Origin of the sequence: Paenibacillus sp. FSL H8-0034 (genome assembly GCF_038000305.1) — a bacterium.
Classification (GTDB): domain Bacteria; phylum Bacillota; class Bacilli; order Paenibacillales; family NBRC-103111; genus Paenibacillus_S.
In genome coordinates, this window is record NZ_JBBOBS010000001.1 from 5,118,205 (window position 1) to 5,144,089 (window position 25,885).

The 25,885-nt window shown below is 45.9% G+C and carries 27 protein-coding genes; 5 read left to right on the plus strand and 22 right to left on the minus strand.

Annotated features, from left to right (window positions below; genetic code table 11):
- Window positions 1-95: 95 nt before the first annotated feature.
- The 4 genes from NST47_RS23080 to purT all read right to left on the minus strand — a co-directional run bounded on the left by NST47_RS23080 (window position 96) and on the right by purT (window position 5,039).
- Window positions 96-1,652, minus strand: a complete 1,557-nt coding sequence (locus tag NST47_RS23080) for a response regulator (RefSeq protein WP_341157237.1) — start codon at window positions 1,650-1,652, stop codon at window positions 96-98.
- Between the two features lie 3 nt (window positions 1,653-1,655).
- Window positions 1,656-3,362, minus strand: a complete 1,707-nt coding sequence (locus NST47_RS23085) for a sensor histidine kinase (RefSeq protein WP_341157238.1) — start codon at window positions 3,360-3,362, stop codon at window positions 1,656-1,658.
- 80 nt (window positions 3,363-3,442) lie between these two features.
- Complete coding sequence (locus NST47_RS23090; protein ID WP_076228572.1) at window positions 3,443-3,715, minus strand: hypothetical protein; 273 nt, start codon at window positions 3,713-3,715, stop codon at window positions 3,443-3,445.
- Window positions 3,716-3,857: 142 nt separating this feature from the next.
- Entirely contained in the window at window positions 3,858-5,039 is a 1,182-nt protein-coding gene (gene purT, locus NST47_RS23095; protein ID WP_341157239.1) for a formate-dependent phosphoribosylglycinamide formyltransferase, read from the minus strand.
- A 177-nt stretch (window positions 5,040-5,216) separates the two neighbouring features.
- Here purT and NST47_RS23100 point away from each other — a divergent pair, with 177 nt between their 5' ends.
- Window positions 5,217-5,528 (plus strand): winged helix-turn-helix transcriptional regulator, encoded by a 312-nt coding sequence (locus NST47_RS23100; protein WP_076228570.1) that lies wholly within the window; start codon window positions 5,217-5,219, stop codon window positions 5,526-5,528.
- Window positions 5,529-5,669: 141 nt separating this feature from the next.
- Here NST47_RS23100 and NST47_RS23105 read toward each other — a convergent pair whose 3' ends face one another.
- The gene (locus tag NST47_RS23105) at window positions 5,670-5,858 is read right to left on the minus strand and encodes an aspartyl-phosphate phosphatase Spo0E family protein (RefSeq protein WP_341157240.1); all 189 of its coding nucleotides are present in this window, start codon (window positions 5,856-5,858) and stop codon (window positions 5,670-5,672) included.
- A gap of 218 nt (window positions 5,859-6,076) precedes the next feature.
- On the opposite strand from NST47_RS23105, the gene NST47_RS23110 reads away from it, so the two are divergent.
- Window positions 6,077-6,778, plus strand: coding sequence for a response regulator transcription factor (locus NST47_RS23110; RefSeq protein WP_076228568.1), 702 nt, complete (start codon window positions 6,077-6,079; stop codon window positions 6,776-6,778).
- Window positions 6,779-6,879: 101 nt separating this feature from the next.
- On the opposite strand, the gene NST47_RS23115 is transcribed toward NST47_RS23110, so the two are convergent.
- The 7 genes from NST47_RS23115 to NST47_RS23145 form a co-directional block, all read right to left on the minus strand.
- Entirely contained in the window at window positions 6,880-7,383 is a 504-nt protein-coding gene (locus NST47_RS23115) for a hypothetical protein (RefSeq protein WP_341157241.1), read from the minus strand.
- Window positions 7,384-7,512: 129 nt separating this feature from the next.
- Window positions 7,513-8,133, minus strand: coding sequence for a trimeric intracellular cation channel family protein (locus NST47_RS23120; RefSeq protein WP_076228566.1), 621 nt, complete (start codon window positions 8,131-8,133; stop codon window positions 7,513-7,515).
- A 1-nt stretch (window position 8,134) separates the two neighbouring features.
- On the minus strand, window positions 8,135-8,788 hold the full coding sequence (locus NST47_RS23125) for a response regulator transcription factor (RefSeq protein WP_076228565.1): 654 nt from the start codon (window positions 8,786-8,788) through the stop codon (window positions 8,135-8,137).
- Entirely contained in the window at window positions 8,785-10,155 is a 1,371-nt protein-coding gene (locus NST47_RS23130; protein WP_341157242.1) for a sensor histidine kinase, read from the minus strand. The genes NST47_RS23125 and NST47_RS23130 overlap by 4 nt, the downstream gene beginning before the upstream one ends.
- Before the next feature lie 23 nt (window positions 10,156-10,178).
- Window positions 10,179-10,562 carry a sporulation phosphorelay system protein KapB gene (kapB, locus tag NST47_RS23135; RefSeq protein ID WP_341157243.1) on the minus strand — a complete coding sequence of 128 codons (384 nt, stop codon included), beginning with the start codon at window positions 10,560-10,562 and terminating at the stop codon, window positions 10,179-10,181.
- Window positions 10,563-10,576: 14 nt separating this feature from the next.
- Complete coding sequence (locus NST47_RS23140; RefSeq protein WP_341157244.1) at window positions 10,577-10,948, minus strand: thioredoxin family protein; 372 nt, start codon at window positions 10,946-10,948, stop codon at window positions 10,577-10,579.
- Window positions 10,945-11,511 carry a hypothetical protein gene (locus NST47_RS23145; RefSeq protein WP_341157245.1) on the minus strand — a complete coding sequence of 189 codons (567 nt, stop codon included), beginning with the start codon at window positions 11,509-11,511 and terminating at the stop codon, window positions 10,945-10,947. The genes NST47_RS23140 and NST47_RS23145 overlap by 4 nt, the downstream gene beginning before the upstream one ends.
- 53 nt (window positions 11,512-11,564) lie before the next feature.
- Here NST47_RS23145 and NST47_RS23150 point away from each other — a divergent pair, with 53 nt between their 5' ends.
- Window positions 11,565-11,774 (plus strand): hypothetical protein, encoded by a 210-nt coding sequence (locus tag NST47_RS23150; RefSeq protein WP_076228561.1) that lies wholly within the window; start codon window positions 11,565-11,567, stop codon window positions 11,772-11,774.
- Window positions 11,775-11,824: 50 nt separating this feature from the next.
- Here NST47_RS23150 and NST47_RS23155 read toward each other — a convergent pair whose 3' ends face one another.
- The 3 genes from NST47_RS23155 to NST47_RS23165 all read right to left on the minus strand — a co-directional run bounded on the left by NST47_RS23155 (window position 11,825) and on the right by NST47_RS23165 (window position 16,531).
- Window positions 11,825-13,438, minus strand: a complete 1,614-nt coding sequence (locus NST47_RS23155; RefSeq protein WP_341159734.1) for an ABC-F family ATP-binding cassette domain-containing protein — start codon at window positions 13,436-13,438, stop codon at window positions 11,825-11,827.
- Between the two features lie 87 nt (window positions 13,439-13,525).
- Complete coding sequence (locus tag NST47_RS23160) at window positions 13,526-15,460, minus strand: ABC-F family ATP-binding cassette domain-containing protein (protein ID WP_341157246.1); 1,935 nt, start codon at window positions 15,458-15,460, stop codon at window positions 13,526-13,528.
- Window positions 15,461-15,481: 21 nt separating this feature from the next.
- Window positions 15,482-16,531, minus strand: a complete 1,050-nt coding sequence (locus NST47_RS23165; RefSeq protein ID WP_341157247.1) for a M42 family metallopeptidase — start codon at window positions 16,529-16,531, stop codon at window positions 15,482-15,484.
- A gap of 97 nt (window positions 16,532-16,628) precedes the next feature.
- Here NST47_RS23165 and NST47_RS23170 point away from each other — a divergent pair, with 97 nt between their 5' ends.
- Both NST47_RS23170 and NST47_RS23175 read left to right on the plus strand, forming a co-directional pair.
- Complete coding sequence (locus NST47_RS23170) at window positions 16,629-16,958, plus strand: hypothetical protein (protein WP_076228557.1); 330 nt, start codon at window positions 16,629-16,631, stop codon at window positions 16,956-16,958.
- Between the two features lie 41 nt (window positions 16,959-16,999).
- Window positions 17,000-17,476, plus strand: a complete 477-nt coding sequence (locus NST47_RS23175; RefSeq protein ID WP_341157248.1) for a DUF2269 family protein — start codon at window positions 17,000-17,002, stop codon at window positions 17,474-17,476.
- A gap of 26 nt (window positions 17,477-17,502) precedes the next feature.
- Here NST47_RS23175 and NST47_RS23180 read toward each other — a convergent pair whose 3' ends face one another.
- From NST47_RS23180 to NST47_RS23210, 7 genes are all read right to left on the minus strand, one after another.
- On the minus strand, window positions 17,503-17,793 hold the full coding sequence (locus tag NST47_RS23180; protein WP_341157249.1) for a Dabb family protein: 291 nt from the start codon (window positions 17,791-17,793) through the stop codon (window positions 17,503-17,505).
- A gap of 339 nt (window positions 17,794-18,132) precedes the next feature.
- Window positions 18,133-19,692, minus strand: coding sequence for an ABC-F family ATP-binding cassette domain-containing protein (locus tag NST47_RS23185; RefSeq protein WP_076228555.1), 1,560 nt, complete (start codon window positions 19,690-19,692; stop codon window positions 18,133-18,135).
- Window positions 19,693-19,744: 52 nt separating this feature from the next.
- Window positions 19,745-20,617 carry a PP2C family protein-serine/threonine phosphatase gene (locus NST47_RS23190; RefSeq protein WP_341157250.1) on the minus strand — a complete coding sequence of 291 codons (873 nt, stop codon included), beginning with the start codon at window positions 20,615-20,617 and terminating at the stop codon, window positions 19,745-19,747.
- A gap of 3 nt (window positions 20,618-20,620) precedes the next feature.
- Window positions 20,621-22,315 carry a DUF6382 domain-containing protein gene (locus NST47_RS23195; protein ID WP_341157251.1) on the minus strand — a complete coding sequence of 565 codons (1,695 nt, stop codon included), beginning with the start codon at window positions 22,313-22,315 and terminating at the stop codon, window positions 20,621-20,623.
- Between the two features lie 18 nt (window positions 22,316-22,333).
- On the minus strand, window positions 22,334-22,846 hold the full coding sequence (locus NST47_RS23200) for an A24 family peptidase (RefSeq protein ID WP_341157252.1): 513 nt from the start codon (window positions 22,844-22,846) through the stop codon (window positions 22,334-22,336).
- A complete protein-coding gene (locus NST47_RS23205; RefSeq protein ID WP_341157253.1) occupies window positions 22,846-23,517 on the minus strand; it encodes a pilus assembly protein in 672 nt (223 codons plus the stop codon). Before NST47_RS23205 ends, NST47_RS23200 begins: the two co-directional genes overlap by 1 nt.
- Window positions 23,518-23,600: 83 nt before the next feature.
- Window positions 23,601-25,883 carry a hypothetical protein gene (locus NST47_RS23210; RefSeq protein WP_341157254.1) on the minus strand — a complete coding sequence of 761 codons (2,283 nt, stop codon included), beginning with the start codon at window positions 25,881-25,883 and terminating at the stop codon, window positions 23,601-23,603.
- Window positions 25,884-25,885: the final 2 nt, after the last annotated feature.

Genomic DNA, 25,885 nt, shown 5'->3' on the forward strand with positions numbered 1-25,885 from the left:
ATACCTCCAAGCCCTTTATTGTAAGCGCATTCTTTACTTATAATGTAAACCTTTCCAGCACATAAAAATAGACACCAATTTGTTGGAATTGGTGTCTATTTGTTCTGTTCCTCATATTCCTTTGGTGTACAGCCGACAGCTTTTTTAAACGTTTTGGCGAATACCTTGGCATCGGTAAAGCCAACAGCTTCGGCAACCTCATATACTTTTTTGTTATTAGCCAGCAAAAGCTGTTTGGCTGCTTCAAGCCTAATCCGTACCAGTGATTCGATCAACGACTCCCCTGTCTCCTTACTGTACAAATCGCTCAAATAGCTGCGGCTTAGCTTAACATTTTGCGCAATATCGGTTGTACTGATGGCCAAATGGTAGTTGTGCTTCATATATATCTGCGCCTTACGGACAAAAGGATTTCGCGAGGTCGGAACTACGGCCGAGCCTGATTGCAAAATAGCCAGCTCCCGACATGCCTCCGTAAACCACACTCCGAGCGTTTCCAACCGAAAATGGGCTTGCGCTTGTGCTGCCCCAATCTTACGATCAAAATCATCCAGGTTGCTCGTCCCCTCCTGTCGGGCCAACGCAGCTGCAAAGCTTAGCAGCTCATACAGAAAGCTGAAAGCCTGTGTGATCGGAGGCTGGAGACTACCCAGTCGCTTCCAGATTTGCTCAGACCAATAAACGACCGCATCTTCGTTATGCCCTGCTATCGCACGCAGCAGATTTTGCTTCTCGTCCTGAGGAAGCGCCCCCTTCCAGGCCGAAGGCAGCTCATCACTCACCTTTACCTCTGAAGCCTGCTGAATGTAAAACTCCGTTTGAACTCCGTAAAAATACCGCTTTCTGAGCTCATCATGCATATGTACAATACGATACAGCTGTTCGGGTTGGTTGATCCGAGTAACAGCCGACAGCCAAAAGCCATGCTCTGTCAAACCTGTCTCTGAGCTTGCTAAAGACTGCTGCAGCTGAGCCTGACGCTCCTGATGAGTGGCATTCAGAGGATCCTTATACATAAGCAGCACTTGATGCTCGTTCACAAGTACATAAGCCCACACATCCGGCCAATTCCATCCGATAAACGATAATCGAACGTCTGGTGCCAAATAAATCATCCAGCTCGACAGCTCTCCGTCAGCCTTAAAAAGTTCCTCCTCTAGTTCTTCATCTCGCTGACTGCTAACCCATGTTTTCTTAAGCCTTAATCCCCACTGTGCCTGATTCGACTGCAGCAGCTGCTGTGTGAGCATTAGCTGTTTCTGCTTCTGTTCCCGCAGCTTTTGCAAATCGAGCCTTGCTTCGTTAAGAATAGTGATCAGCTGCTCGGGCTCCATCGTAGGCTTTAATATATAATCGTGTGCGCCAAGCTTCATCGCTTCTTTCACATATTTGAAGTCATCCAGACAGCTCAATACAATGACAGCTGCATCAGATTCCGTCTCTTTCATTCTTCTGACCAGCTCCAGACCGTCCATACGCGGCATCAAAATATCTGTCACTACCAGATCAATGCCGCCATCCTCCAGCCTTTCCCATGCTTCGTTACCATCACAGGCTTCACCACCCCACTCGAAGCCGTGCTCCTCCCAGCGGATCATCGTTTTCAGCACCTGCCTAATAATCGGCTCGTCATCGACTACTAATACCTTCATCGTTTATCCTTCCTCATTGTAATGTACCGGCAGCGTCAGACGAATGGTTGTCCCTTGTTTGGGCTTGCTCACTATATTCATATTGTATCCGCTTCCATAGTACAGCCTGATTTTCTCGCGGATGTGGCGCAGTCCGATTCCGCTCATTCTCTCCCGCATCCCCCCGCTTGATGTAGATTCAACAGATTTGTCCTCTATGGACATACCGATCCCATTATCTTCAACCTGACAAATCAGCAGCTCACGCTCTGCTTCTATGCGGATGTCAATACGGATAACTCCCACCTGACGGCTCGGCTCAATTCCATGAATAATCGCATTTTCCAATAGCGGCTGCAGGATCATTCGCGGTACCAGACAGCCTTCGGACAACGGATCAATGTCGTACTCCATACGTATTTTGTCCCCATACCGGAATGCCTGAATATCGATATAAGCATGGATCAGTTCTATTTCTTCACGAACCGTAATAAAATCACCCTTTTTCCCCAAGCTCGCCTGCAGCAGACGGACCAAGGAAGTGACAACCTCCGCGATTTGCGGGGTACGGTGCATTTTGGCAACCCATTTGATCGTGTTTAATGTGTTGTACAAAAAGTGCGGGTTCAGCTGATATTGCAGCGCTTCCATTTCAGCTTCCTTTTTTAGCGATTCCTCACGTTTTACTTGTCTGATCAGCTCTTCCAATCGGTTCAGCATCTGATTATAGCTCTCGCCCAGCTCGTTCCATTCTCTGCTGCCTTTATGCACCCAGTACGCTTTAAAATCACCTAATTCAGCACGATTCATCAGCCCACGGAGGTGTTTCATCGGTCGAGCCGAATAATGCTGGTACACGAATGCACTCAACATACAGACTAGCAGCAGCAACACAATGAACAATCCAAGTGTAGATCGAAACGCCTTTGCAAAAGAAGTTTCCAAGGACTGTCGGGCTTCAATCTGTGATAACCATACCACTCCCGGAAGCTCCAGCTTTTTCGTCGACACCACGGAGAACTTGCCCCATTGAAGTGGCACCGTTGCTGTCTTCCATCCCTCTTCCTTCTGGAGCATTTCATTATCAGTCTCAGGCAGCGTGCTGTACATAAATACGCCATGACTGTCCATGATCTGGTTACGAAGCAGCGGCAGCCTGCCATAAATATCTTTCATTAGCGGGTCTAAGGCTACCGTAATTTGAAAGGAGCCCTTAACTACATTTTTCCGATTCGTCAGTGGTGCCGTATATATAACCTCATAACCATCTGCAGCTTCTTTCTTTTCACGGGCTTGTAACGACCGCTCAAACTTTCGCAGCATGGGAAGAGTCGTGTCTGTAGGAGGAACGGATATCAATGCCTCGGTGCATAAGTTATAGCTCAGCGCATCCAACGACATACACATATTCGTTACAAAAGGAAATTGGGAGCGCTCAGAACGAAGCAAGTAATCGGCATATTCCCGCAGCGAACGATCCTCGGCAGAATCCGTAATAACCGTTCCCTCACTCAATCGTTGAATGGCATAATCGTTACTGATCCGCATCAGTGTGTGGTCGAGCTCCTCGAACGATTTTTGAATTCTTATCACGGTTTGATCGTGCACCTGCTGCAGCTGCTCGCCCGATGCCAGCTGTGTTTGAGAGGCCGCCTGCACCGAATAATAAACAATACAGCTGGTTATAAGCACTGAACAACTAAGCACGATATAGATTAACATACGTACCATAAGTAACCCTCACCCAGTTATCCTTAGAATTTGGAAAAAACCCATGAGCTTACAGCCCACGGGTTCAATGGATGATTGGTTTATGGCGTTCCAACTAGCTCCAACGCTTGCTCGGAGATATCTTCCTTGTACTTGGTCATGCAATCGCACAGAAAGTCTTTACGGCAAATCGGGCAAGGCTCATTCAACAAACGGTTGATATGCGATGCGAACGGAGTCGCGTTGTCTGCCTTTTTTTCATAAATAAGTCTGCACGACGTGCGGTCCTTCAAGTTAACAACGACCTCGAACAATCCGTTTTTCGGGTTATTACTTACAATCTCTGCTTTGATTACCTTTGGTTGGTATGCCATTATTTCGGTACCTCTCTTTATATAGGTTGTCTTTGATCACCATTATCATGTGTACCTTGAATAATAGCTTGTTTTGGGCGCTCTCGTCAAGCCAGCAGGCATGGGATCAACAAAATAACGATGGATAGCTTCCTTTTTACGCTTAATGCTCGTAACGAAGCTTCAATTCGCCAGCAGCCAGGGCTGCAACTCTGCGAGCTTCTTCGACATCGTCCGCCGTGCTTAATGCGACAGCCATTCTCCGTCCAACCTTCGTTTCCGGCTTGCCGAAAATACGCACCTGAGTATTCGGATGACTTAGCGCCCTGTCAATGCCATCAATACTGAATACCTGCTGTTCTTCAGTAGCCTTCAAAGTATGAGAAGCACCTGGCGTCAGCATGCGAATCGTTGAAATCGGCAGCCCCAATATGGCACGAACATGCAGGGCAAATTCAGACAAATCCTGAGTAGCCATTGTGACCATCCCTGTATCATGAGGTCGTGGAGAAACTTCACTAAAGTACACCTGATCCTTAGCCAAAAACAGCTCCACACCATAAATCCCTGTGCCGCCCAATGCATCAGTAATCGTCTTTGCTATATGCTGTGCTTGTTCGATCTGTAACGCTGTCATCTCGTGCGGCTGCCACGATTCGATGTAATCGCCTTCCTTCTGCACATGACCAATCGGCTCACAGAACGCAGTGCCTGATACCGAACGTACGGTAAGCAGTGTGATCTCGGATTCAAAATGAATAAATTGCTCCACGATCACCCGTGTTTTCTTCGCTCTTCCGCCCTCCATCGCATACGTCCACGATTTCTCCACATCCGACAATGATTTGCAAACGCTCTGACCTTTGCCTGAAGAGCTCATAATCGGCTTAATGACACACGGTGTACCAATAACAGCAACCGCCTCCTGAAGCTCCTCAAGGCTGTCGGCAAATGCGTAATTGGCTGTCGGGAGATGTAAAATTTCCGAAGCCAAACGACGTATGCCCTCGCGATCCATTGTTAATTGGGCAGCTGTAGCGGTTGGCACTACACGCATCCCCTCACGCTCCAGATCAAGCAGCACTTGAGTGGCGATTGCTTCTATTTCCGGGACGATTAAATCCGGCTGTTCTTTCTTGATCAGCTCGCGCAGCTGGTCCTCATCAAGCATATTAATCACATAGGAACGGTGCGCAACCTGCATCGCTGGTGCATTCGCATATCGGTCTACCGCGATGGTTTCAATTCCTAGTCTTTGTGCTTCAATGATAACTTCCTTGCCCAGCTCGCCTGAACCCAGAAGCATCATTTTTTTGGCTAATCCTGATAGTGGTGATCCGTACATGAACGCAGTTCCCCCTCGATATATACAGTTCAAATTAAAAGGCTCTATCGTTGTTATACTTTACAATGGAACATTTTTCAATCATTCTTGCAAAAAGACATAAAAATTCCTTTTAATGATAGCTTACTTTTATTGAGTAACTTATGCTACAATGATAATAAGAAGGAGATGATAGCAATGGCTGATCATCAGCTTTGCCCCAAGTTTGAAGCTGCATTTGGCATTTTAGGAAAACGCTGGACCGGCTTGATTATTCAATCCCTGCTTCAGGGCCCAAGGCGGTTTAAGGATATTTCCGAAATGATCCCCGGAATGAGCGACAGAATGTTAGCTGAACGATTTAAAGAATTGGAAACCGAGGGACTCATCCATCGGCATGTATACCCGGAAACTCCCGTACGTATTGAATATGAGCTGTCCGAAAAAGGAAGAGCACTCCGGCCTGTCATGGAGGCTGTACACGATTGGGGAGAACATTGGGTAAAGTGATCTCAGATGTGACCACACCAAAAAGCCGTTTACTTGGGAACTCCTGCTAGAGCAAGACCTGAACGGGTCTTTCTCACCGGAACCTCCAAACAAATGGCTTTTTACTCGTTATGGTCTCATGCCCAAATAGATTAATAGGTACTAAGATGCTTGTATGTTCTGAAAACGCTTAGATTGACTGCTCATTGCGCAAATAATTAATTGATCCAATTCCGTACTCTTATTCACAACTTCGGAATGTGTAAGTTCATAGCCTTTCAGGGTAACCAACGTATGCAATTCTTGGTTAAGTAGGAGAATTTCTTGTTCAATATGAGCAGCAATGTTCATCTTAGCAGCCTCCCATGAGTGGATTCAATTCTTTTTCTCAATTTTTAACTAATTAATTCTTCATAAGCTTGTCCTAAACTGACTTTTGAGATACATTAAAAATGCAAGTAATTCCTTTTTGTCACTATATAAAACATTTGTTAAAATAATGTTGTTATTTCTCGTTTTTTATTTGTTAATTTTCTTAACCATTTCCTAACATAGTGAGGAGGGAGCTCATGCCTACCGTCTTACTTATTGAGGACGACCAGAGCATCGCAGATATGATTTCGATTTATTTATCTGAAGAGGATTATAACGTACATTGGGGAGCAGATGGACAACAAGGCACCAAATTATTTAATACGATAGAACCGGATGTTATTATTTTGGATATCATGCTTCCTGATGCTAACGGCATGGATCTATGTAAAGAGTTTCGAACGGTTTCCAATGTGCCCATTATGGTGATTTCCGCCAAAAGTGAGGTCTCGGAGCGGGTAAAAGCTTTAATTATTGGAGCTGATGATTATTTATGCAAGCCTTTTAGCATGCGTGAATTAGCTGCAAGAACGAGTGCCCTACTGCGTCGATCGGCGATCTCCAATCATAGTGTACAATCAACGCCCCCTGCAGAATCAGGGGAAATGGACCCGCAGTCCATCAAAATCGATATGGAAAAACGATGTATTTACTTGCTTAATCACCCTGTGGAAACAACGTTTTCTGAATTTGAAATTATGAAGCTTTTTTGGATGCATCCGGGTAAAGTCTTTTCCCGTGAGGAGCTGCTGAACAAAATTCGCGGAATCGACACCTTCGTGACGGAGCGTACCGTTGATGTACATATTACCAATCTCCGCAAGAAAGTCGAAATTGATCCCAAGGAACCTAAACATATCAAAACAGTTTGGGGGGTTGGTTATAAATTTGAGCATTAAAAAAAGCTCCTGTAAGGCTGTGCAGCTCGCACAACCAGACAGGGGCTTTCAATATAGACTACTATATGGTGAGCATCAATAACGCCGCTCGCCCTCAACCCTCATTCAGATTGGCGCCCGTCCCGGGTACGATCCAAATCCTGCAGCAGTTTGCTCACACCTTCCGGTGTCAACTCCGTGGATTGCTTGAAGCGCAGCAACTGCTCCCTCAGCTCGTTCGCTATAACCTCGCTGTTCTCCTCATCCTGTGTGTATCCAGGATTAAACCAGACATAATCGCCTTCAGGACCGTTTCGTAAAAACGACCTCTTCCAAGCTGCGGGATAAGTAAATTCCTGTTCCCCGAATATGAAAGCGAGCACGTCATCGCTCTCCAAGGGCATAAGCTGATGGAAAGTCTCGATGCCGCTGCTATCCGGTCCCATGGCTGCTACCTGCTTATGAAGATAAGCATAATGCAAATAATGCTCCCCTATCAGCTTATCCTTGGAAATCTCATACAGCTCCAGTTCATCGTTGCTTAACTGCTTAACGACCTCCAGACGCTCCTGCAGCAGCTCAGCGGGAATTCTTTTCATATCCTGCATGGATTGATCCTCGTTCATGGGTAACCCTCCTAAAAGTTTCGCTGTAGCGAAACTCACTTCGTAAGCATCATCTAAGTTTTGTTTTAGCAAAACCAGCATCGTAAGCATCAACTAAGTTTCGCTGTAGCGAAACTCGCATCGTAAGCATCATTTCAACCGCAAGCTGCGCCGCGGCAGTCTCCATTTAAAGAATACGGACAGCATCCGCAGAAAAACAATGATACCAAACAACGCCAACAGGTGATAGGACCCTTGAAACCAACCCAGGCCTATAAACAAACCAGCCATCATGCCCCATACCGCATAGATTTCGTCCTGCAGCACCAGCGGCTTGCGTCCGGCCAATACATCACGAATGATACCTCCACCAATCCCGGTCATTACCGCCGCGACGACAACAGCACTAATCGGATGATGCATATTGGTTGCATAAATAGCGCCCTGAATCGAAAAAGCGGCAAGTCCGATGGCATCGAACAGCGATTCCCAAGTTTTCCATTTACGTATCCAGCTGCTGGGGACTATAAATACAAGTGCTGCTGCTATCAAGGCAGTTTTCAGATATAAGCTCTGCTCCCACAGGGTCGTTACAGGAATACCGATGAGCAAATTACGTACCACACCGCCACCAAAAGCTGTAACCAACGCTAATACAAACACACCCAATACATCAAAATCCTCTTCCATGGCTACTACGGCCCCACTGACCGCAAAAGCTACCGTACCTATAATACTGAATAATTGTAAATTAATTTCCAATAAGTCCATGTTAAAGTATACCCATATCCTTTGCTTTTTGAGCTGCTTCTTTACTGCTTTTGCCTCCGAGCTTACGCAAAATGTTACCCACATGAACTTTAATCGTTCGTATGGAAACTACAAATTTATCGGCAATTTGCGTTTGTGTATGCCCTTTTTCAATTAAATCCAGAACTTGTACTTCCGTAGGTGTCAGGAGATCACGCAGCTCCTTCACCCTGACCTCATGCTCCATATGCTTCAGGCGGCGAAATTCTTCGCGCATTTTTTCAGCCACACTGGGATGGATGGGACTACGATTTGCATAAGCATTACGAATGGCCTGCGGGATTTCGGCAAAATTTGATTTGACCATATAATCGACCGCTCCGACCTTGAACGCCTCAAAAATCAGCTCTTTATCCTCCATAGACGTTAGCATAATCACTTTGGCCCCGGTACACTGCACGATTTCTGCTGCTGCCCATATTCCGTCCGGGCTGTCTGACATCATAATATCCATCAGCACCACATCGGCCTCAACCTGCTCCAGCAGCTCGACTCCAGTCTGCCCGGAGGACGCTTGACCAACAAGCTCAAAATCGGCTTCCTTGCCCAAATAGCTCATCAAACCACGAAGCCAATCCGGATCGTCTTCTACAATGACAATTCGTATTTTGCTCAACCTCTCCCGCCTCCTTTCCTGTTAGGGAAAATGATAAAAACTGCCGTTCCTACGCCAGGCTTGCTATGAATGGACATCGTGCCCTTATGTTTGTGAATAATGGTGTGACAGTAAGAGAGGCCGAGCCCGAAGTTAAGCTTCTTGCCTCCTTTTGTTGTGTAAAAGGGGTCAAAAGCCTGCCTGAGCTGCGATTTATCCATACCTATACCGGTATCCCTTATTTCAACCGTCAGATTGCGCTTCGTTTCGGTCAACTTTACTAGCAGTTTTCCACCTTGCGGCATCGCTTCCACCGCATTCATCAGCACATTGGTCATGACCTCATCCAGTTGTGCAGGGTCACCCCATAAAGCACCTTCATAGCGCAGCTCCCTTAGGACCTCTATTCGATGGAGACTCGGTTCCAGCGCCGTTAGACATCTATCCAATAGCTCAGCAAGCCGAACCGGCTCTTCGTGCAGAGCTACATCCTGTGTTTGCCCCTGTATGCGATAGATCATATCATAAATATGCTGTGAAGCGTTGAGGATGACATCAACATCATTTTCCAATTGCCCCGGATCGGATTGAGCGGATTCAGATTTGATCTTTTCACCGAACAAACGAATTTTTCCTACATCGTTTTTTATGGCATGGTTCAGAATTGAGGTACCTGAAGTAATAGCCCGCAGCGTATAGTCCAGCTGATGATTGCGAATTGATATTTGCAAGCCCATAAACCCATAACGAAAGCTGGAGAAAAAAATGACAGCAAGCGTAAATCCAATCAGCCAGGCATTGTAACGCCACCATTGATTATTACCATACAGCGTTGGTAAAATATACAGCGTAAACAACGCACCAAACATAGTGGGAGCGGCTGCCAACGTCGTCAGCATACGCAGCTTGCGAAGGTATGAATTCAATTCCTTAGCCGTTGCATGTATCAATAATAGTATCCCCGTAATAATATAAGGAACCGTCCAGCACATCACGAATTGATAGGGAATGGGGTCACTGGGCAAAGGCTCGAATGCAAAAGATATCAGTGCAGGCAAAAGAAGTACCCATGATAGCCACCTTTTCCAATGCCAACCCCCGCTGTTCGGGTGGTACACGATTGTAAACATCAGGAAGGTGTAGGGCAAGCCATAATAGCAAATAATCGAAGAGAATCGTTCCATATAACCCATGAACTGGGAGAGAGATGCTGTCATCCAGCCTTGTCTGGTCAAATAAGGACCCAACTGCTCATTAATAACAGCGGACAAACCGCCAAAACCGCCTGTGAAGGCGATGCTGGCGATCCACCTTGTCGTAGATCTTCTGGGATCTGTAACTACTAGAAGGAGCCCAATCGTCCATAGGCCTATCAGTACAAACAGCATAAAGATCGGCACATCCGTTCCGGTTATAGCGTATAGTCTTTTTTCAACTGCTCCAGCTCATTCAGAGAGCGAGCTACCCATTGCGCCTGCTCTTCCAGCTTCCGAATCTCGGTATATAAGGCACGCTCTAATGAAATACGGTACTCTTGAACCGTTCCGTTAAAGGGTTTAACGGTATAAATGGGCATCAAGGCGATTTCTCCGTCAGACAATGCACGACGCTGATGAAAGAAAGGCACATTAGGATCCATCGGATTATGTAAGTCCCCTTGTGTCGGATGCTTGATTACTGCTTTAATTTTAACTGCAGCCTTGCCGGAGCTCGAGATCTCGACAATTTCACCGACATATTCTCCGGTTTTATAAGCGGCTGTGACTATTGTTCCAATTTCAAATTCATTACTCATCTCGGTTATCCTCCTTAAAGTTCTGCGAAGCTAATAGATTTTTGAAACCATTGGAGTAAATCATCCACTCCCTGCATCCGATACCTTTTGTCCGCAATACCATGCTGTTTCAGATGCACGATACAAGGCACGCTTTCAATCTTCCAGCTTTGCACAAGCTGCGGGCAGAAGTTTACATTACTTTTCACAATGGGAAGACCAGGCATCAAGGTCATAACAACCTGCAGCATCTTCTCGGTCATTTTACAGGTACCGCACCAAGGGGTATACAAATATACGAATTGACTCTCGGGTAACAAAGAAAGTCTCGTCCGCAGCTGCTGCTCTGTCCATTCCGTCATCACCATTGCAAAAGCTCCTTTCCTGGCAGTAAATTTGTCACTCATTCGATTATTCGTTCATCCAGACGCTCTAGGCAGAGGTGAAAATGCTCTAACAGACTCGGAATATCATCAATATGCCCTTCATCGAGCTTCTTGACGAATTTCACATCCAGCTTCGATTTCATCCTTCTGGGCTGCTCTCCGTACTCCATCATGATGCACTGTGACAGTTGCGGTCCAGCCCCCCAGATCTCACCGATCATGGAGGCCGATTCGGAGCAATCCCGTTCGATATCGGTAATTGGAAATACAAAGCTAAGCTCCAGACTGCAGCCAGGCTGCTGTTTGGAATCGGCAAGCAGCTCTGCTGCCAAATCGGCTACGGATGCGGTTAGCATGAAGCTGCCTTCAGCTACACCATCCTCTTTACGAGCCATGGTCATGGAGAAGCTGCGGGACATTGAAGATAGCTCGATACGATCGGTTCTTCCCATAATGACGACGGAATCATTCAAGTCCATATCATATACAGCGCCCTCTAGCACAACCTTTAAATTATCAAAAATCGTTGGGTCAAACATCATGTACGCTCCTGTTTCAAGATAAACCAGCAACTTGTTGGACAAATCCTTACAAAATCAGTACAATTGAATCATCAAGAACAAGGAAGGTGTACCTCATGTCCGACGAAACACAATCAAACGATTCCGTACAAGAGCCAAAAAAAGTCAGCTTGGCTGACGCCATTAAAAACAAGCTCGCCCAAAAGAAGCAAGAGCAAGCCGATGAAAAGGCGAACGGCCAGCTGCGCGGTGGCAACAGTGCCGTTATGAGAAATCAGAACAACAAAAAACCAAATAATCAACGGCGCCGCACCGGAGGCAGTTAAAGAGAAGGATGAGCTATCCAGACAAGCTCATCCTTTTTCTATGTCCTCATTTAAACATACAACAGCTCGCGTTGTTTTTTTACATCCTCATTTTGCAAATACTCATCATACGTCGTCATTTTGTCAATCAAGCCATTTGGTGTAATTTCCATGATTCGATTGGCTACCGTTTGGATAAACTGATGGTCATGGGATACGAATAACATCGTGCCGTCAAAATCGACCATACCGTTATTGAGTGCTGTAATCGACTCTAAATCCAAATGGTTGGTTGGCTCATCCAACAGAAGGACGTTCGCTCCGCTCATCATCATTTTGGACAGCATGCAGCGAACCTTTTCTCCCCCTGATAGCACGCTGGCTTTTTTCAACGCCTCTTCACCGGAGAACAGCATTCGGCCCAGAAACCCGCGAAGATATGATTCGTCCTGCTCCTTGGAATATTGGCGCAGCCAGTCAACCAAATTAATGTCAGTATCAAAATACGATGTATTATCCTTTGGAAAATACGCTTGAGTTGTTGTGACACCCCATGTATATTCCCCTGAATCCGCCTCTACCTCACCCATCAGGATTTGAAATAGCAGCGACTTGATATTCCCATTAGGACCTACAAGCGCAACCTTATCGCCCTTGTTCAAAGTAAAGCTGATATTGTTCAGCAGCATCTCACCATCAATCGATTTGGTCAGTTTGTCAACAGCCAGCAGCTGTTTACCAGCCTCACGTTCAGGTGAAAATTTGATAAATGGATATTTACGCGTAGACGGCTTGATATCTTCAAAGGTCAGCTTCTCCAGCTGCTTCTTACGAGAAGTTGCCTGCTTCGACTTGGATGCGTTGGCACTAAAGCGTTGAATAAACGCCTCCAGCTCTTTCTTTTTCTCGTCTGTTTTCTTGTTCGACTCGCGGCTTAGCTTCAAAGCCAATTGGCTGGATTCGTACCAGAAATCATAGTTGCCGACATAAAGCTGAAGCTTGCTGAAGTCAATGTCGGCAATATGCGTACATACCTGATTCAGGAAATGCCGGTCATGAGATACAACAATGACAGTGCCTTCAAATCGGGAAAGGAAATTTTCCAGCCAGTTGATCGATTCGATGTCCAAATGGTTCGTAGGCTCATCGAGCAGCAAAATATTAGGATTCCCGAAAAGTGCCTGCGCCAATAACACGCGAACCTTCTCGTTACCGCCTAGATCCTTCATTTTTTGCTCATGCAGATCCTTATGAATGCCCAGTCCGATTAATAGCTCAGCTGCATCCGACTCTGCTTGCCAGCCGTCCAGATCCTGAAACTCGCCTTCTAATTCTGCTGCACGCATACCGTCTTCCTCGGAGAAATCGGCTTTGCTGTACAATGCATTTTTTTCTTCCGTAATTTGAAACAGTCTTGCATGACCCATAATAACCGTTCTCAGAACCTCGATTTCATCGAATTCAAAATGGTCCTGCTTCAGAACTGCCATACGCTCACCTGGAGTAATACTTACCTCACCTTTGTTAGCGTCCAATTCCCCGGACAAAATTTTCAAAAATGTCGATTTGCCTGCTCCATTCGCTCCGATCAACCCGTAGCAATTGCCTGGTGTGAACTTGACGTTAACATCCTCAAACAATGCCCTTTTACCATATCGTAGTGTTACATTAGAAACCGTAATCATCGTATTCCCTACTCTCTTCAATTTGCGATAAAAATAATACCTTGCCATCAAACATAAATTATACCACAAAAACCCTATGCATTCACGCTATTTACTGTTAGAAATTTGCTCGACCAGCTCCGATAGTTCTGTCCAGCGATCCATAGCCTGCTCCATCTGTGCAGTCAGCTGCTGTTCTTGCTCATAAAGATCCTGAATTTTACCAAAATCACTGCCTGCTTGCTCAATGCTCTGCTTGATCAGAGTAAGCTTTTCTTCAAGCGCAGCAATCTTATCCTCAATCTGATCCCATTCCCGCTGCTCATTGAAGCTCAGTTTACGCGCGCGTGCGCCCTCTTTGCGCTCTGTTCCTGAAGATATATTCACACTTGCGGCAGGAGCTGCCTTCTGGGATTGCTGCTTACGTTCATTGGCCTGTGCCAATTCCTCTTCCTTGACTGATGCCAAATAATCGGAATAATTACCGATAAACCGATTGATTGCCCCATCCTCAAATATGAATAAATGATCCGCTGTTCGGTCCAAAAAGTAGCGATCATGGGAAACCGTAATAACAGCTCCAGGGAAATCCTCTAAATATTCTTCAAGAATCGTGAGCGTTTGAATATCCAGATCATTGGTCGGCTCATCCAATAGCAGCACATTAGGCTCACCCATCAACGTTCGCAATAGGTACAACCTTCTGCGTTCGCCACCTGATAGCCTGCCAATAGGCGTCCATTGCAAAGCTCCAGGAAACAGAAACCGCTCCAGCATTTGTGACGCTGTGATCGATTCACCGCTGGCTGTACGGATAACCTCGGCACCTTCCTTAATGTATTCAATTACCCGCAGCTTCTCATCCATCTCAACACTTTCCTGTGTGTAGTAGGCTAGCTTGACGGTTGTACCCACTTCAATGGAGCCTTCATCCGGCTGCAATCTGCCTGCCAGCATATTAAGCAGTGTCGACTTCCCGCTACCATTAGGACCGATGATACCAAGCCGATCGTCCGGCATCACAATATAGCTGAAATCATGTACCAAGGTCCGTCCTTCGAACGATTTGGTCACATTGTCCAGTTCCATCACTTTCTTGCCAAGACGGCTGGCTCCAAGTGCCATATCCATCTGTGCAGATGGTCCATCCACCTTACGATCACGTAATTCTACGGTCCGATCGATACGGGCTTTTTGTTTTGTCGTCCGCGCTTTTGCACCTCTACGCAGCCAGGCCAGCTCGCGGCGCAGCAAATTTTGTCGCTTATCCTCTTCAGAAGCTTCCCTGTCAAGTCGTTCTGCCTTTTTCTCCAGAAAGGAGGCATAGTTGCCCTCATAGCTGTACAGCTTGCCTTTGTCCAGCTCAATGATCCGATTTGTCACACGATCAAGGAAGTACCGGTCATGCGTGACCAGCAGCAGCGCGCCCTTCCATTTGGACAAAAACTCCTCCAGCCACTCGACAGTGGAATGATCAATATGGTTCGTAGGCTCATCGAGAATGAGCAGATCTGCAGGCTGAATCAGAACTCTTGCCATGGCAACGCGCTTCCGCTGTCCGCCCGAGAGAAGACCGACCTTTTGCGAAAAGTTGACAATACCGAGACGTGTTAACACGGTTTTGGCCGTCGTGCTGGCTTCCCATGCATTCAACGTATCCATACGATGCTGAACGGCAAACAATCGTTCCTGCAGCTTTTCATTTTCCGGCTCCAGCTGTAAGGCTTCAAGCGCCACCTCATATTCACGAAGTGTCTGCATCAGCGGCGTATCACCATAAAAGACCTGCTCCAGCACTGTAGACTCCTTATCGAACTGTGGGTTTTGCGGCAAATATTCCGCTCGAAAATGATTGGAATGCGACATTTTACCCGAATCCACAGGCTCCAGACCTGCAATTGCTTTTAGCAAGGAGGATTTGCCGGTTCCATTAACACCGACTAGGCCAATCCGTTGTCTCTCGTCAATACCGAAGGTCAGGTCATCAAACAGCACCTTTTCTCCGTAGCTTTTATGAAAATGTTCAATAGATAAAATATTCAATTGTTACAGCTCCTTTGGTTCTTAAATTACGTTAGGTTCCGTTACGTATGCGGCCAGCAATGCGATCGTACCGATGATGGCCTCACGGTGGGTTCGTTCCATACCATGGGAAGCGTGTACACCAGGCCCGATCAATGCTGCCCTTATATTACTTCCGCCGCGCAGTGCAGCCGTTGCATCCGAGCCATATTGCGGGTATATATCCACAGCATGCTTGATTCCGTCACGTTTGGCGAGCTCGATCAGCTTCGAGGTCATCTGGTAATCGTAAGGTCCGGATGAATCCTTCGCACATATCGACACATCGAATTCGGTACACGTCAGATCCTCACCCATAGCTCCCATATCAACAGCCAACAGCTCGTCAATATCCGGAGGCAAATAGGCGGCACCGTGCCCCACCTCTTCATAAGTACTGATCAGCAGCTTCAAGGTAAACGCAGGTGTGATCTTGTTTCTGTGAAGCAGCTCCAGCAGCCCGAATAGCGCAGCCACTCCAGCCTTATCGTCCAAATGCCGGGATTTAATGAAGCCATTATCCATCGATTTCACCCGCGGGTCAAAAGAAATAAAATCTCCCGTTCCAATTCCAAGCTTCTGCACATCCTCATTGCTGCTCACCGGTTCGTCTAATCGTATTTCCATTACAGCCTCATCACGCTTCAGATCTCGCGCATCCGGATATACATGAACCGAAGGTTTGGTCGTCAGGATCGTGCCCTCATAGGTTCGCCCATCTCGGGTGTGGATCTGACAATATTCATTTTCAATAGCATTCATCATATAACCACCAACAGGTGTCAAACGCAGCATGCCGCTCGGCTTAATGGATCGAACCATCGCCCCTAATGTATCGACATGTCCCGACAACCCGATTACGCGATCTGGATTGGCTCCTGGTACTGTGATCAAGCCCGCACCTTTTTTCGTATAGCTCATCGAAAATCCCAGCTTCTTCGCTTCCTGCTCGACAAAACTCATAATAGTACCACAATATCCGCTAGGACTCGGTATGTTCAGCAACTGCTCCAGCAGCTGAATAACGTAGCTCTGGTTGATTTGCGCTTTCATCCTGTTTCCTCCTGTAATTAATAGTCTTAATAAATTTGCGTCAACTACTGTTTTCATGTAAGCTAACATTTGTATAAATAAAGGAGGAATAACCCCAATGTCCGAAGTACTAGCACCAAAAACCTGTACAATTGAACGTCTGGTTACTGTTGAAGAAGATGTGAAGAAAGTGATCAGCGGCGAAAAAACCGCTACCCGCAGAAATGGACGTTATGCCGATATCGGTGAAATTATGGAGCTTCAAGGCCATAAATTTGAGGTTCACAAGGTGTACCAGCAAAGTTTGGGTGAATTGACCGATGAGGCCGTTCAAACCGAAGGCTTTGAAAACGTGGAAAGCTACAAAAACCACATTCTAGGCATGCACGCTGGAATGCCTTGGTTACCGCATATGAAAGTATGGGTTCACGAGTTCCGCGCCGTGTAAAGCTGCGAATACCAAAAACAGTGTAGTACTCATCTAAATGAATGCTACACTGTTTAATTTATCTTTTCAAGTTTGGAGGCTTCATCTTGTATTTATGGCTTATCTTTATTCATGCCGTTAGTGCCATGGTTTCTATCGGTCCCTTTTTTGTGCTCATTCCTATGCTTTCCAAACTTCGGACTGCTGAGGGTGCCGTATTGAATACTTATCTGGACTCATTTCATTTTACTGTCCGATTATCCAAGCATACCGGCCATGTTCTAGTTGCCTCAGGGCTGCTCCTGATGTGGCTTGGCGGCTGGCCCTGGAGCACTCCCTGGATTGCTGGTACGTTTATTGTCCTGTTTGCTTCATTGCTTTTTATGGCTCGTGCTTTTTCACCGACAATTCGCAAGCTGCGTCAGCCGGAGCATGACCGACAATTTCTCGTTAACAAGCTCTCCAGAGCTTTGTATATGTACATGTTTGTCCTGTTTGTTATGTTATGGCTGATGATCATGAAGCCGACTCTGTGGTGATGCGGAATCCACCGGAGTCGGTTTTTTTATGATTGATAATCGACGCAAACGCTGGTTCCATCCAGCACTTCTTTCATGTGTTTCTTTACTTCCAGATGCAGAGGATGACCATCATATGCTGATAAATCTTCCAAGGAATCAAATTTCGTAACCAAGGCAATATCATAAGACCGTTCCTGATGCAAAATGTCCAATCCCACTTCAATATGCTTAAGAACCGGAATTTTACCTTCCATGTTGGTAAGTACCTGTGCGGTTGCTTGAATGGATTCAGGACTGCGGTCCTTTAGTTTGAAAAATACGATGTGAGTGATCATTAAAATTCCTCCTGTTACCCTGTCAAGGGTGATATTACCCTCCCAAACCCTCCCTATAGGGAGGGCTCCAAAGGGCTTTGCCCTCTGGACTCCCTAGCTGGATGAGAGACGTTAGTGTTCTCGGGGCGCTTTTCGTCCCTACGGGACACGCTTGGGTTTGGGTGTTATGGGCTACGTGAATGGGTGGTACTTTGGTGTTCTCGGGGCGCTTTTCATCCCTACGGGACACGCTTGGGTTTAGATGTGTTAAATAAACTTAACCACTTGTTGGGCTCGCTTTGTCCCGCTGGGACACGCTTAGCACTTTGTGTTGTAAGGTAGTACACCCACTTGCTATTGTTACTGAACTAAAGCTTTACTGGACCATTCTTCGACATCCCAGACTTTGGTTACCCAGTCTTCGTAGAAATCGGGTTCGTGGCAGACCAGCAAAACGGTGCCTTTAAAAGCTGTGAGCGCACGTTTCAGTTCATCCTTGGCTGCTACATCCAAATGGTTTGTAGGTTCATCGAATAGGATCCAGTTGCTTTCGCGCAGCAGCAGCTTGCATAACCGGACTTTGGCTTGTTCGCCTCCGCTCAGCATGCTCATAGGACGCGTAATATGCTCGTTCTTCAAGCCACAACGAGCAAGAGCGCCGCGCACTTCATTTTGATTCATATGGGAAAACTCATTCCACACATCATCAATAGGAGTCATGTTGGGTGCTTTAACTTCCTGCTCGAAATAAGCAGGGAACAGAAAATCGCCACGGTAGGTTTTGCCACCAAATGCAGGAACCTTCCCGATGATCGTTTTGAGCAGCGTAGATTTACCAACTCCGTTACAGCCGACAATGGCGATTTTATCACCACGCTCAATGATCATATTCATTTCAGGCAGCAGTGCTCGATCATAACCGATAACCAGCTTTTCGCCTTCAAATACGACCTTCCCGCTTGATCTGGCATCCTTGAATTGAAATACAGGCTTGGCTGCAGTTTCCGGGCGGTCGATACGATCTACCTTTTGCAGCTGCTTTTCGCGGCTTTTGGCTCGACCGGAGGTTGATGCGCGCGCTTTGTTGCGTTGAATGAAATCCTCTTGCTTTTTAATAAATTCTTTTTGCTTTTCATACGCATCAAGATGCTGCTGCTTATTAACATCGGCCATTTGCAAAAACTTCTCATAATTAGCCGTGTAACGGGTCAGCTTGGAGAACTCCAAATGATATACGATGTTAACAACCTTATTCATAAATTCCGTATCATGTGAAATCAACATAAAGGCGTACGGATAATTTTGCAAATAATTCGTTAACCAATCAATATGCTCAACATCCAGATAGTTCGTAGGCTCATCAAGCAGCAGCGCCGTTGGTTGTTCCAGCAGCAGCTTGGCCAACAGAACCTTTGTCCGTTGCCCACCGCTGAGCTGAGATACATCGCGATCCAATCCGATAGCATCCAGGCCCAGACCATTAGCCATCTCTTCAACCTTCGAATCGAGCAAATAAAAACCGCTGTTTTCCAAACGGTCCTGAATTTCACCCATTTGCTCCAACAAGATCTCCAGCTTATCCGGGTCGGCATCACCCATCTGCTCCGTGATCAGCAGCATTTCTTTTTCCTGCTCGTATAACGATAAAAAAGCATCCTTAAGCACATCTCGGATTGTTTTGCCGGGCGTTAGCTTCGTGTGCTGGTCCAAATAGCTGTAATGAACTCGCGGTGTCCATTCCACTTTCCCTTGATCCTTCAGTAATTGTCCGGTCAATATATTCATCAGTGTAGATTTGCCTACACCATTAGCGCCCACAATGCCAACATGCTCTCCTGCAAGTAAACGAAAAGATACTTCTTTAAATAATACCCGATCACCAAAGCTATGGCTTAAATCTTCTACAGTCAACAAACTCATTGTGTTTCGATTGGCTCCTGTCCAGTAATAAAATGTGTGACAGTTTATTATATCACTTTCGCCACTGCACAGGGAATAAAATCTGAAAATTTTTCGTTCTATGCCACAATCTCTGCCAAAAAGTGAAGCTGGCGTTCAATGAACGCAGGAGCACCACGCTAATATTGTCATTAGAACGCTTATCCAACGCCCTGTCGATCAGCATATCACTCATTTGCTGCAGGTCCTGCTGCTCCTTCTCACCCTCACGAAGAAAGCGTTCTATCCGCGTATCTGACAATCGATCATAAAAGCCATCTGTGCAAAGCAAAAACAAATGCTCCGGAACAAAAAAACCTCTACGTTTAATAAGCTTCAGATTTTTCTGATAGCCAAGACATTGCATAAGCACATGACGTTTGGGATGCTTCCTCGCTTGCTGTCTGGATAGTCTGCCTTTGCGGATCTGCTCGTAGATCCATGACTGGTCCCGTGTCAGCTGTCGAATATGCATTTTGTAGTTGACTTTGTAGATACGGCAGTCTCCGATATGACAAAGAAAGTAGGTTTCATTCAGCAGAAAAAGCAGGGACAGAGTCGTACCAATCTGGTTCCCTGCATCCATGCCGATTTGAATGAGCCGATCATTAACCTCATAAAATAACCGCTCGATGGAATTATCCAATTTCCCCCAGATAAGTTTCCTACGCAAAATAGAAGGGAGCTGTTCATCCAGCCAATGACGGACTACCTCCGTTGCCACATCGCTGGCTTTCTCCCCATCTCCGCTTCCACCCATGCCATCAGCTATGACGGCAACTGCATAAGGCTCACCACTCTCCGTTGAACCTATGCGGAGCAGCGACCTATCCTCATTAATCATCCGAAACCAACCCGAATGGGTAGCCACTCCATACTGCCAGTTTACGGCAAACGTTGTTTTCAACCCCTACGACCCCATTTTAAATACAAATTCAGTGCTTATGATTCTAACTATATCACCTTCCTGCAAAGAATACATCCGGTATGGCACTAAAATTTCACCATTTATGAGGGTTCCATTGCGTGATCCTAAATCTTTCATCATGTACAAGCCATTTTCCAATGTTAATTCGGTATGCAGTCTGGATACACCAGGCTCCTCAAGTCCATGATCGACTCCTGAACCTGATCTCCCCAATACAAAAGGGAATTTCTCAAGCTTGATCACTTTGGTTGCTCCATTCAAGCTCCATTCCAGATAAGGTTGAGCTGTCCTGACGCCAAGCTGTAAGGAGGACGCGCTTAAAAAAACGGTGGCATCCTGCCCAGTTAACAAAGTCGTGTGCTGATCAAGACTTTTATAATAAGAATCTGTTTCCTTGCCCACGGCTGGCTCCTGCTTCAAGCTTTCAAGCCTTGATTCCAAACGTGATCCCGAAAGTCCATCCGCTTCTCGACCTGCGTTATGTACACCGTTATTGTAGTTGTGTGAATAGTCAGCTGGTTTGGGGTTGAAAAAAGGCTGTAAGCCTGAAGATGCCTGAAGCTGCTGCCGTTCTTGGGATAGCTCATTATGTACCGAATCCCATGAAGCAGCTTCAGCCGTTTTCACTGCTGGCAACCAGATTTTCAAAACAATAAAAACAAGGTCAATAACTAGCACAGACAAACCAATGCATATAAAAAGCCAGCCTTCCGACGGATGATCCAAATATAGCTTCCATACCAGACAAAGAACAAGAAACCCGACCAGCAGCGCAGGAAATTGAAACTTCTTTCTTTTATCCTCAGCCTCCTTCTGGTCGTCCTCTTCAAACCAGGATGGTGAAAAGGCCGGTGGTGTATACGAAGGTGCCACAGAGTTTGGATCAGCAGCTGAAGCTGTCGAAGGCGCTGCTGAAATCGGTGCTCCAGTCATTGGGGCGAACGGTGATTTGGCTGGTTGTGCCGCTGTCGAGCCGATACTGTTATTAGTAGTATTACTGGAATGCGAAATCGTTGAAGGAGCGGTTGGCTGAGCCTGAACAAAATCCCTTTGTTGTGTTCCCTGTATATGCTCCTTAGGAAATGCGGCTTGTCCAAGACGATTGCGATGCTTCAGCAGCAGTTGTTTAAATACCGGTATGTTAAATGATTCCTCCATCAAGTAATTCATGATTTCCTGATAACCGCTGCCCGACAACTCGGATACTTTATGAATTAAGCGTGACGCCAAATGCTGCAGGTCAACAGACACGGCGTTTTTTTCGGATAATATGTCCTTCGGAATGTAGGTCAGGTGAACATCGGTCAAATCTTCCCCACAGTAAATATAATCCTCTTTAAGCACATACCTGCCTTCCTGAAGCATGTAAATATTACTTTCTCCAACGATATCTACAATTGCATATAACAAAGAAAAAAATTGCTTGATACTGATAGAGTCCATACGCAGCCACTGAGTTAACATTTTTTTGCCTGTAATATTGTAATATAGCTTAATCTGCTGATCCCGTTCCTCCACTTGAAGATCAAGCAAATGCGGAATTTTATTAGCGAGCAGCATATTCACTTGAAAGTCTGAAAGCTGACCCCTGTTCAGTCCGTCATCAGCTGACAGCACCATGTAATGTCCATTGCGGGTTACAAAATCGACCTTTAAACCATATAATAGCGCGTTCAACGATGCTGACCTCCTTCACTAACTAAATTGCCAAAAAACCGTTGCGGCTGCTGGCATCACTGCCCACATAAACGGAAACCGGATATGATGAGCTGATTTACGGTACATATCCAGCGGCTTGAGCCGCTTCCAAATCAGAATCCCCATCAACATCGTATAAATAGAACCTCCACGCGACTTCCACTCACCTCGCCAGAACAATATCAGACAGCCGATCACAGCGGCATATATTAAAGCATACATTAAGCTTTGCAGCACAAATTCTCCACCACTCAAAGCTCCAATCGCTGCAAAAAGCTTCACATCTCCCGCTCCAACCGCACGAATCATATATAGAATAAGCAGTGGCGCAAATCCTAACAGAGCACCAAGCAGCGCATAGCCGATTCCCGCACCACCCGAAATAAAAGCATGAAAACCAATTCCCACCACAAAACCCGCAGCGCAAAGCATATTAGGAATCTTTCTTTTTGTTATGTCCGTGATGAAGGCTGCGGTGAGCAGCCCGCCTGTCAGCAGCATTATCCCCATCAGCTTCCCCCTACCCAAGCGTGCTCAAAGGCATGCTTGCGAATCACAATCGCTTTTCTGAAAAAAGGGACCGTCAGCGGCACCTCATATTGGGCTTCAATCCCGATAAATGCCTCCTCTTTGTTGTTCAGATCGGGCATGATGACTTTCGTTACCTGCAGCCTTTCGGGCTTTAAGCGGGATTTATTAGCATACGTAACAACCAGTGGCGTCACTGCGCTATTCAGCAGAGGCTTGTAGATAGCTTCGATTTTTTGTTTGGCCTCTTCGGTCCCTGCTTGACTCCATGCTTCGAGCTGTTCTCGCTGAGTTTTCTCCCATTGCATAAGCTTGACGACAGGCTCCGGAATCCATCTTTCGTATTCATCAACAAATTCCTCACCTTGCACAGCCTTCGATTTAACCATATCGATTTTATCCAGCGTTGTATCCATCAGACCCTTGGCTGAGCTTTGGTCCCACTTGGATTTGGCCTCCTGATAGATTAGATCGATCGAATACATATTGGTTGCAACTACCTTGGTCGTATCGGATACAGCCGATTGCAATGCCATTTCTGCCAGCGATACTTGAATAAATGCAATTAATAACAAAATAAAAGATAAAAATAGCGGCAGAACGAGCGAAGCCTCCAATACGATACCACCCTCTTCCCTATGAATGAACTTCACTTTTCACCTCCTAAAAACTTCCGTGAACAACTACTAAAAGCGCTACTGCCAAAACTGCTTTCGATATAAGCTTTAATCAGTTACTAGTAAGACATTGCACCCGTTCTTATAAGTTGGCACCGATTCCCGGTCACTTCACAAGGAGACAGCTGTGTTGATCCAAGCATTTTCATAATTCCCGGTAAAAACCACAGCCTTATCGAGGTAGCGGCGGTGCCCGACACATACGTTGTACTCAATTGTAAATCATTTCCTGTGTTTAATTGAATCAATGCCTGCATGCGAGACATCAGCACCTTATCTCGACTATGAATAAGAAGAAAAATCCGCAAATAATCTTTATAAGTCAAGGTAACGAGATTGCCCAGCTTTTTAGCCAACGGAACAGCATCTCCCTGTACCAGCTTGACCATATCCAGCTGTGCTTTCACAGCACCTTCAGCCACTGCTGCCAGCAGCATCAATAAGGGGGATCCTGCGTTCATTGCTTGAATATGCGGCTCCAATAAAGCTTCCGCTGTACCCACTGCCAGACGAAAGGCGAACATTTCACCATAGGCCATTGAGTAATTGCTCAAGCAGGAATTACCTCCATACAACAAATATTCAACCTCTTGATTCGTCAATGGATGGCTGCCCGGCTGAGATGCCTCTTTGGACACCTTGATGGATCCGCTCACATCTTTTTCCAGCCCTAGCGTACGGTAATTGAATTTACTAAGTGCATATTCATCTACATAGAACTCATCACGCACATCAGTCAGAATGGATTCGAACGAAGTAATTAAACTCATCGCACTGTTGTTAGCTTTATCTGCATCCTTGAAATCTAGATCAGGTACAGGCTGAGCCATATTGGCTTGCTCATTGGTCATCATATACCCTTGATAATAGCCAACTGATCCTTTGGACGGATCTCCTTGAAGCCGAATATAGCTCTCTTTATAAGGGTCCAACGTTTGAATCAGACTGCAGCTGCCCATAGCCTTCGTAATCTGATCAAGATAAGGCTGCGCCTTTTTCCTTTGTTCCCGTTTTGATGTCTTTACACTGTCCCTATTCTTATTCCGTGCCGTTTCCTTGGGACTTTGCTGGGTAAACAAATCATTCGCTGTTTGCCAAAATGATTCATTTGCTCTATCTGCATTCTGATAGTTTTGGGCATCAAACAACCAGATACTTCCAAGCTGTGCCTGCAAACCTGAAAATAGAGCCACACTAGACGCAGCTTGAGCTCCATAGTCATCCAGTTCCTGTCTGCTGATCCTATGGATGTTTTGAAATACCTGATCCGCAGGATAATCGGGCGTACCGTTAGAACCGGAATCTATAGTGCTCAGCTCGGCGTTTAACTTATCATTCGCCGTTTTGGCCGCATTCAGCGCGGTTTCGAACTTATCAAGTGAGCTTTTTAAAGCAGTTAAATCTGATGTCGAACGAAGCTTAAGTACGGTGAGCAGGCTGGCATATTTAATCGTATCTTCCAGCAGCTGCTCCAGATCGCTTACTTTGTTAAACACCTCGTTCAATTGTTCATTCAGCTTGTTTCTGCTTTCAGAAAGTCCTCGAATCGAGTCCGCGGCTCCCGCTCCCGCCTTCGCCAGGGAATCAATACTTTTATCAATGCTTTTGATTTGTTCCTCGAGACTTTTCAAATGTGTCTTGGCTTCATTCAGAGACTGCCTGACCTCATCTACGTTATGAATACCCACCTTTTGGCTTAATTTGTTTAAATCTGATAGTTGAGTTTTATAAAATGGATGCATTATTTGTGCTTTCTTGTACATGGTTTCCCATGCATCCCACGCATCGTCCAGCTTATCATCACGATCCTCGATCCATTTTTCTATCGAAATTGCATTTTTTGAAAATTTTTGCGCTTGAGACATTGTGGTGGCAAGGCCCGTCTTTTTAAATTTATCAGCCAGCTCCAAAGCATAAATCATCGGAGCCCGATATTTCATTTCCTCCAATACTTGTTTTTTGAATACCTTATGATTAGCTAATGTATACATCGAAGTTATACTGGAATCACCTTTATCCAGACGGTGGTCAATAAATTGGAAATGTGCCCCTTGGATGGAGCCCGAAAGATTGCCGTCGACAGTTTTCAAAAACAGAGCTTCCGTTTTCTCCTGCTCCTGATCAAGTGCAAACAAACCATAATTGTGCAGCTGCGGGGAAAAGGCCGACAGTACAGAGCGAACTCCCGTTTTGACCGCATTTTCAGCTTCCTTCTCGGCAACCTTGATTCTAGAGAAATCGATCAGTAATGCACAAAATAAAAACATAGGAACCAAGATCAAAATTAAATATAAGGAGACCGCACCCCGCTGTTCCTTTATCAGCCTCCGCAGCCACTTCATAC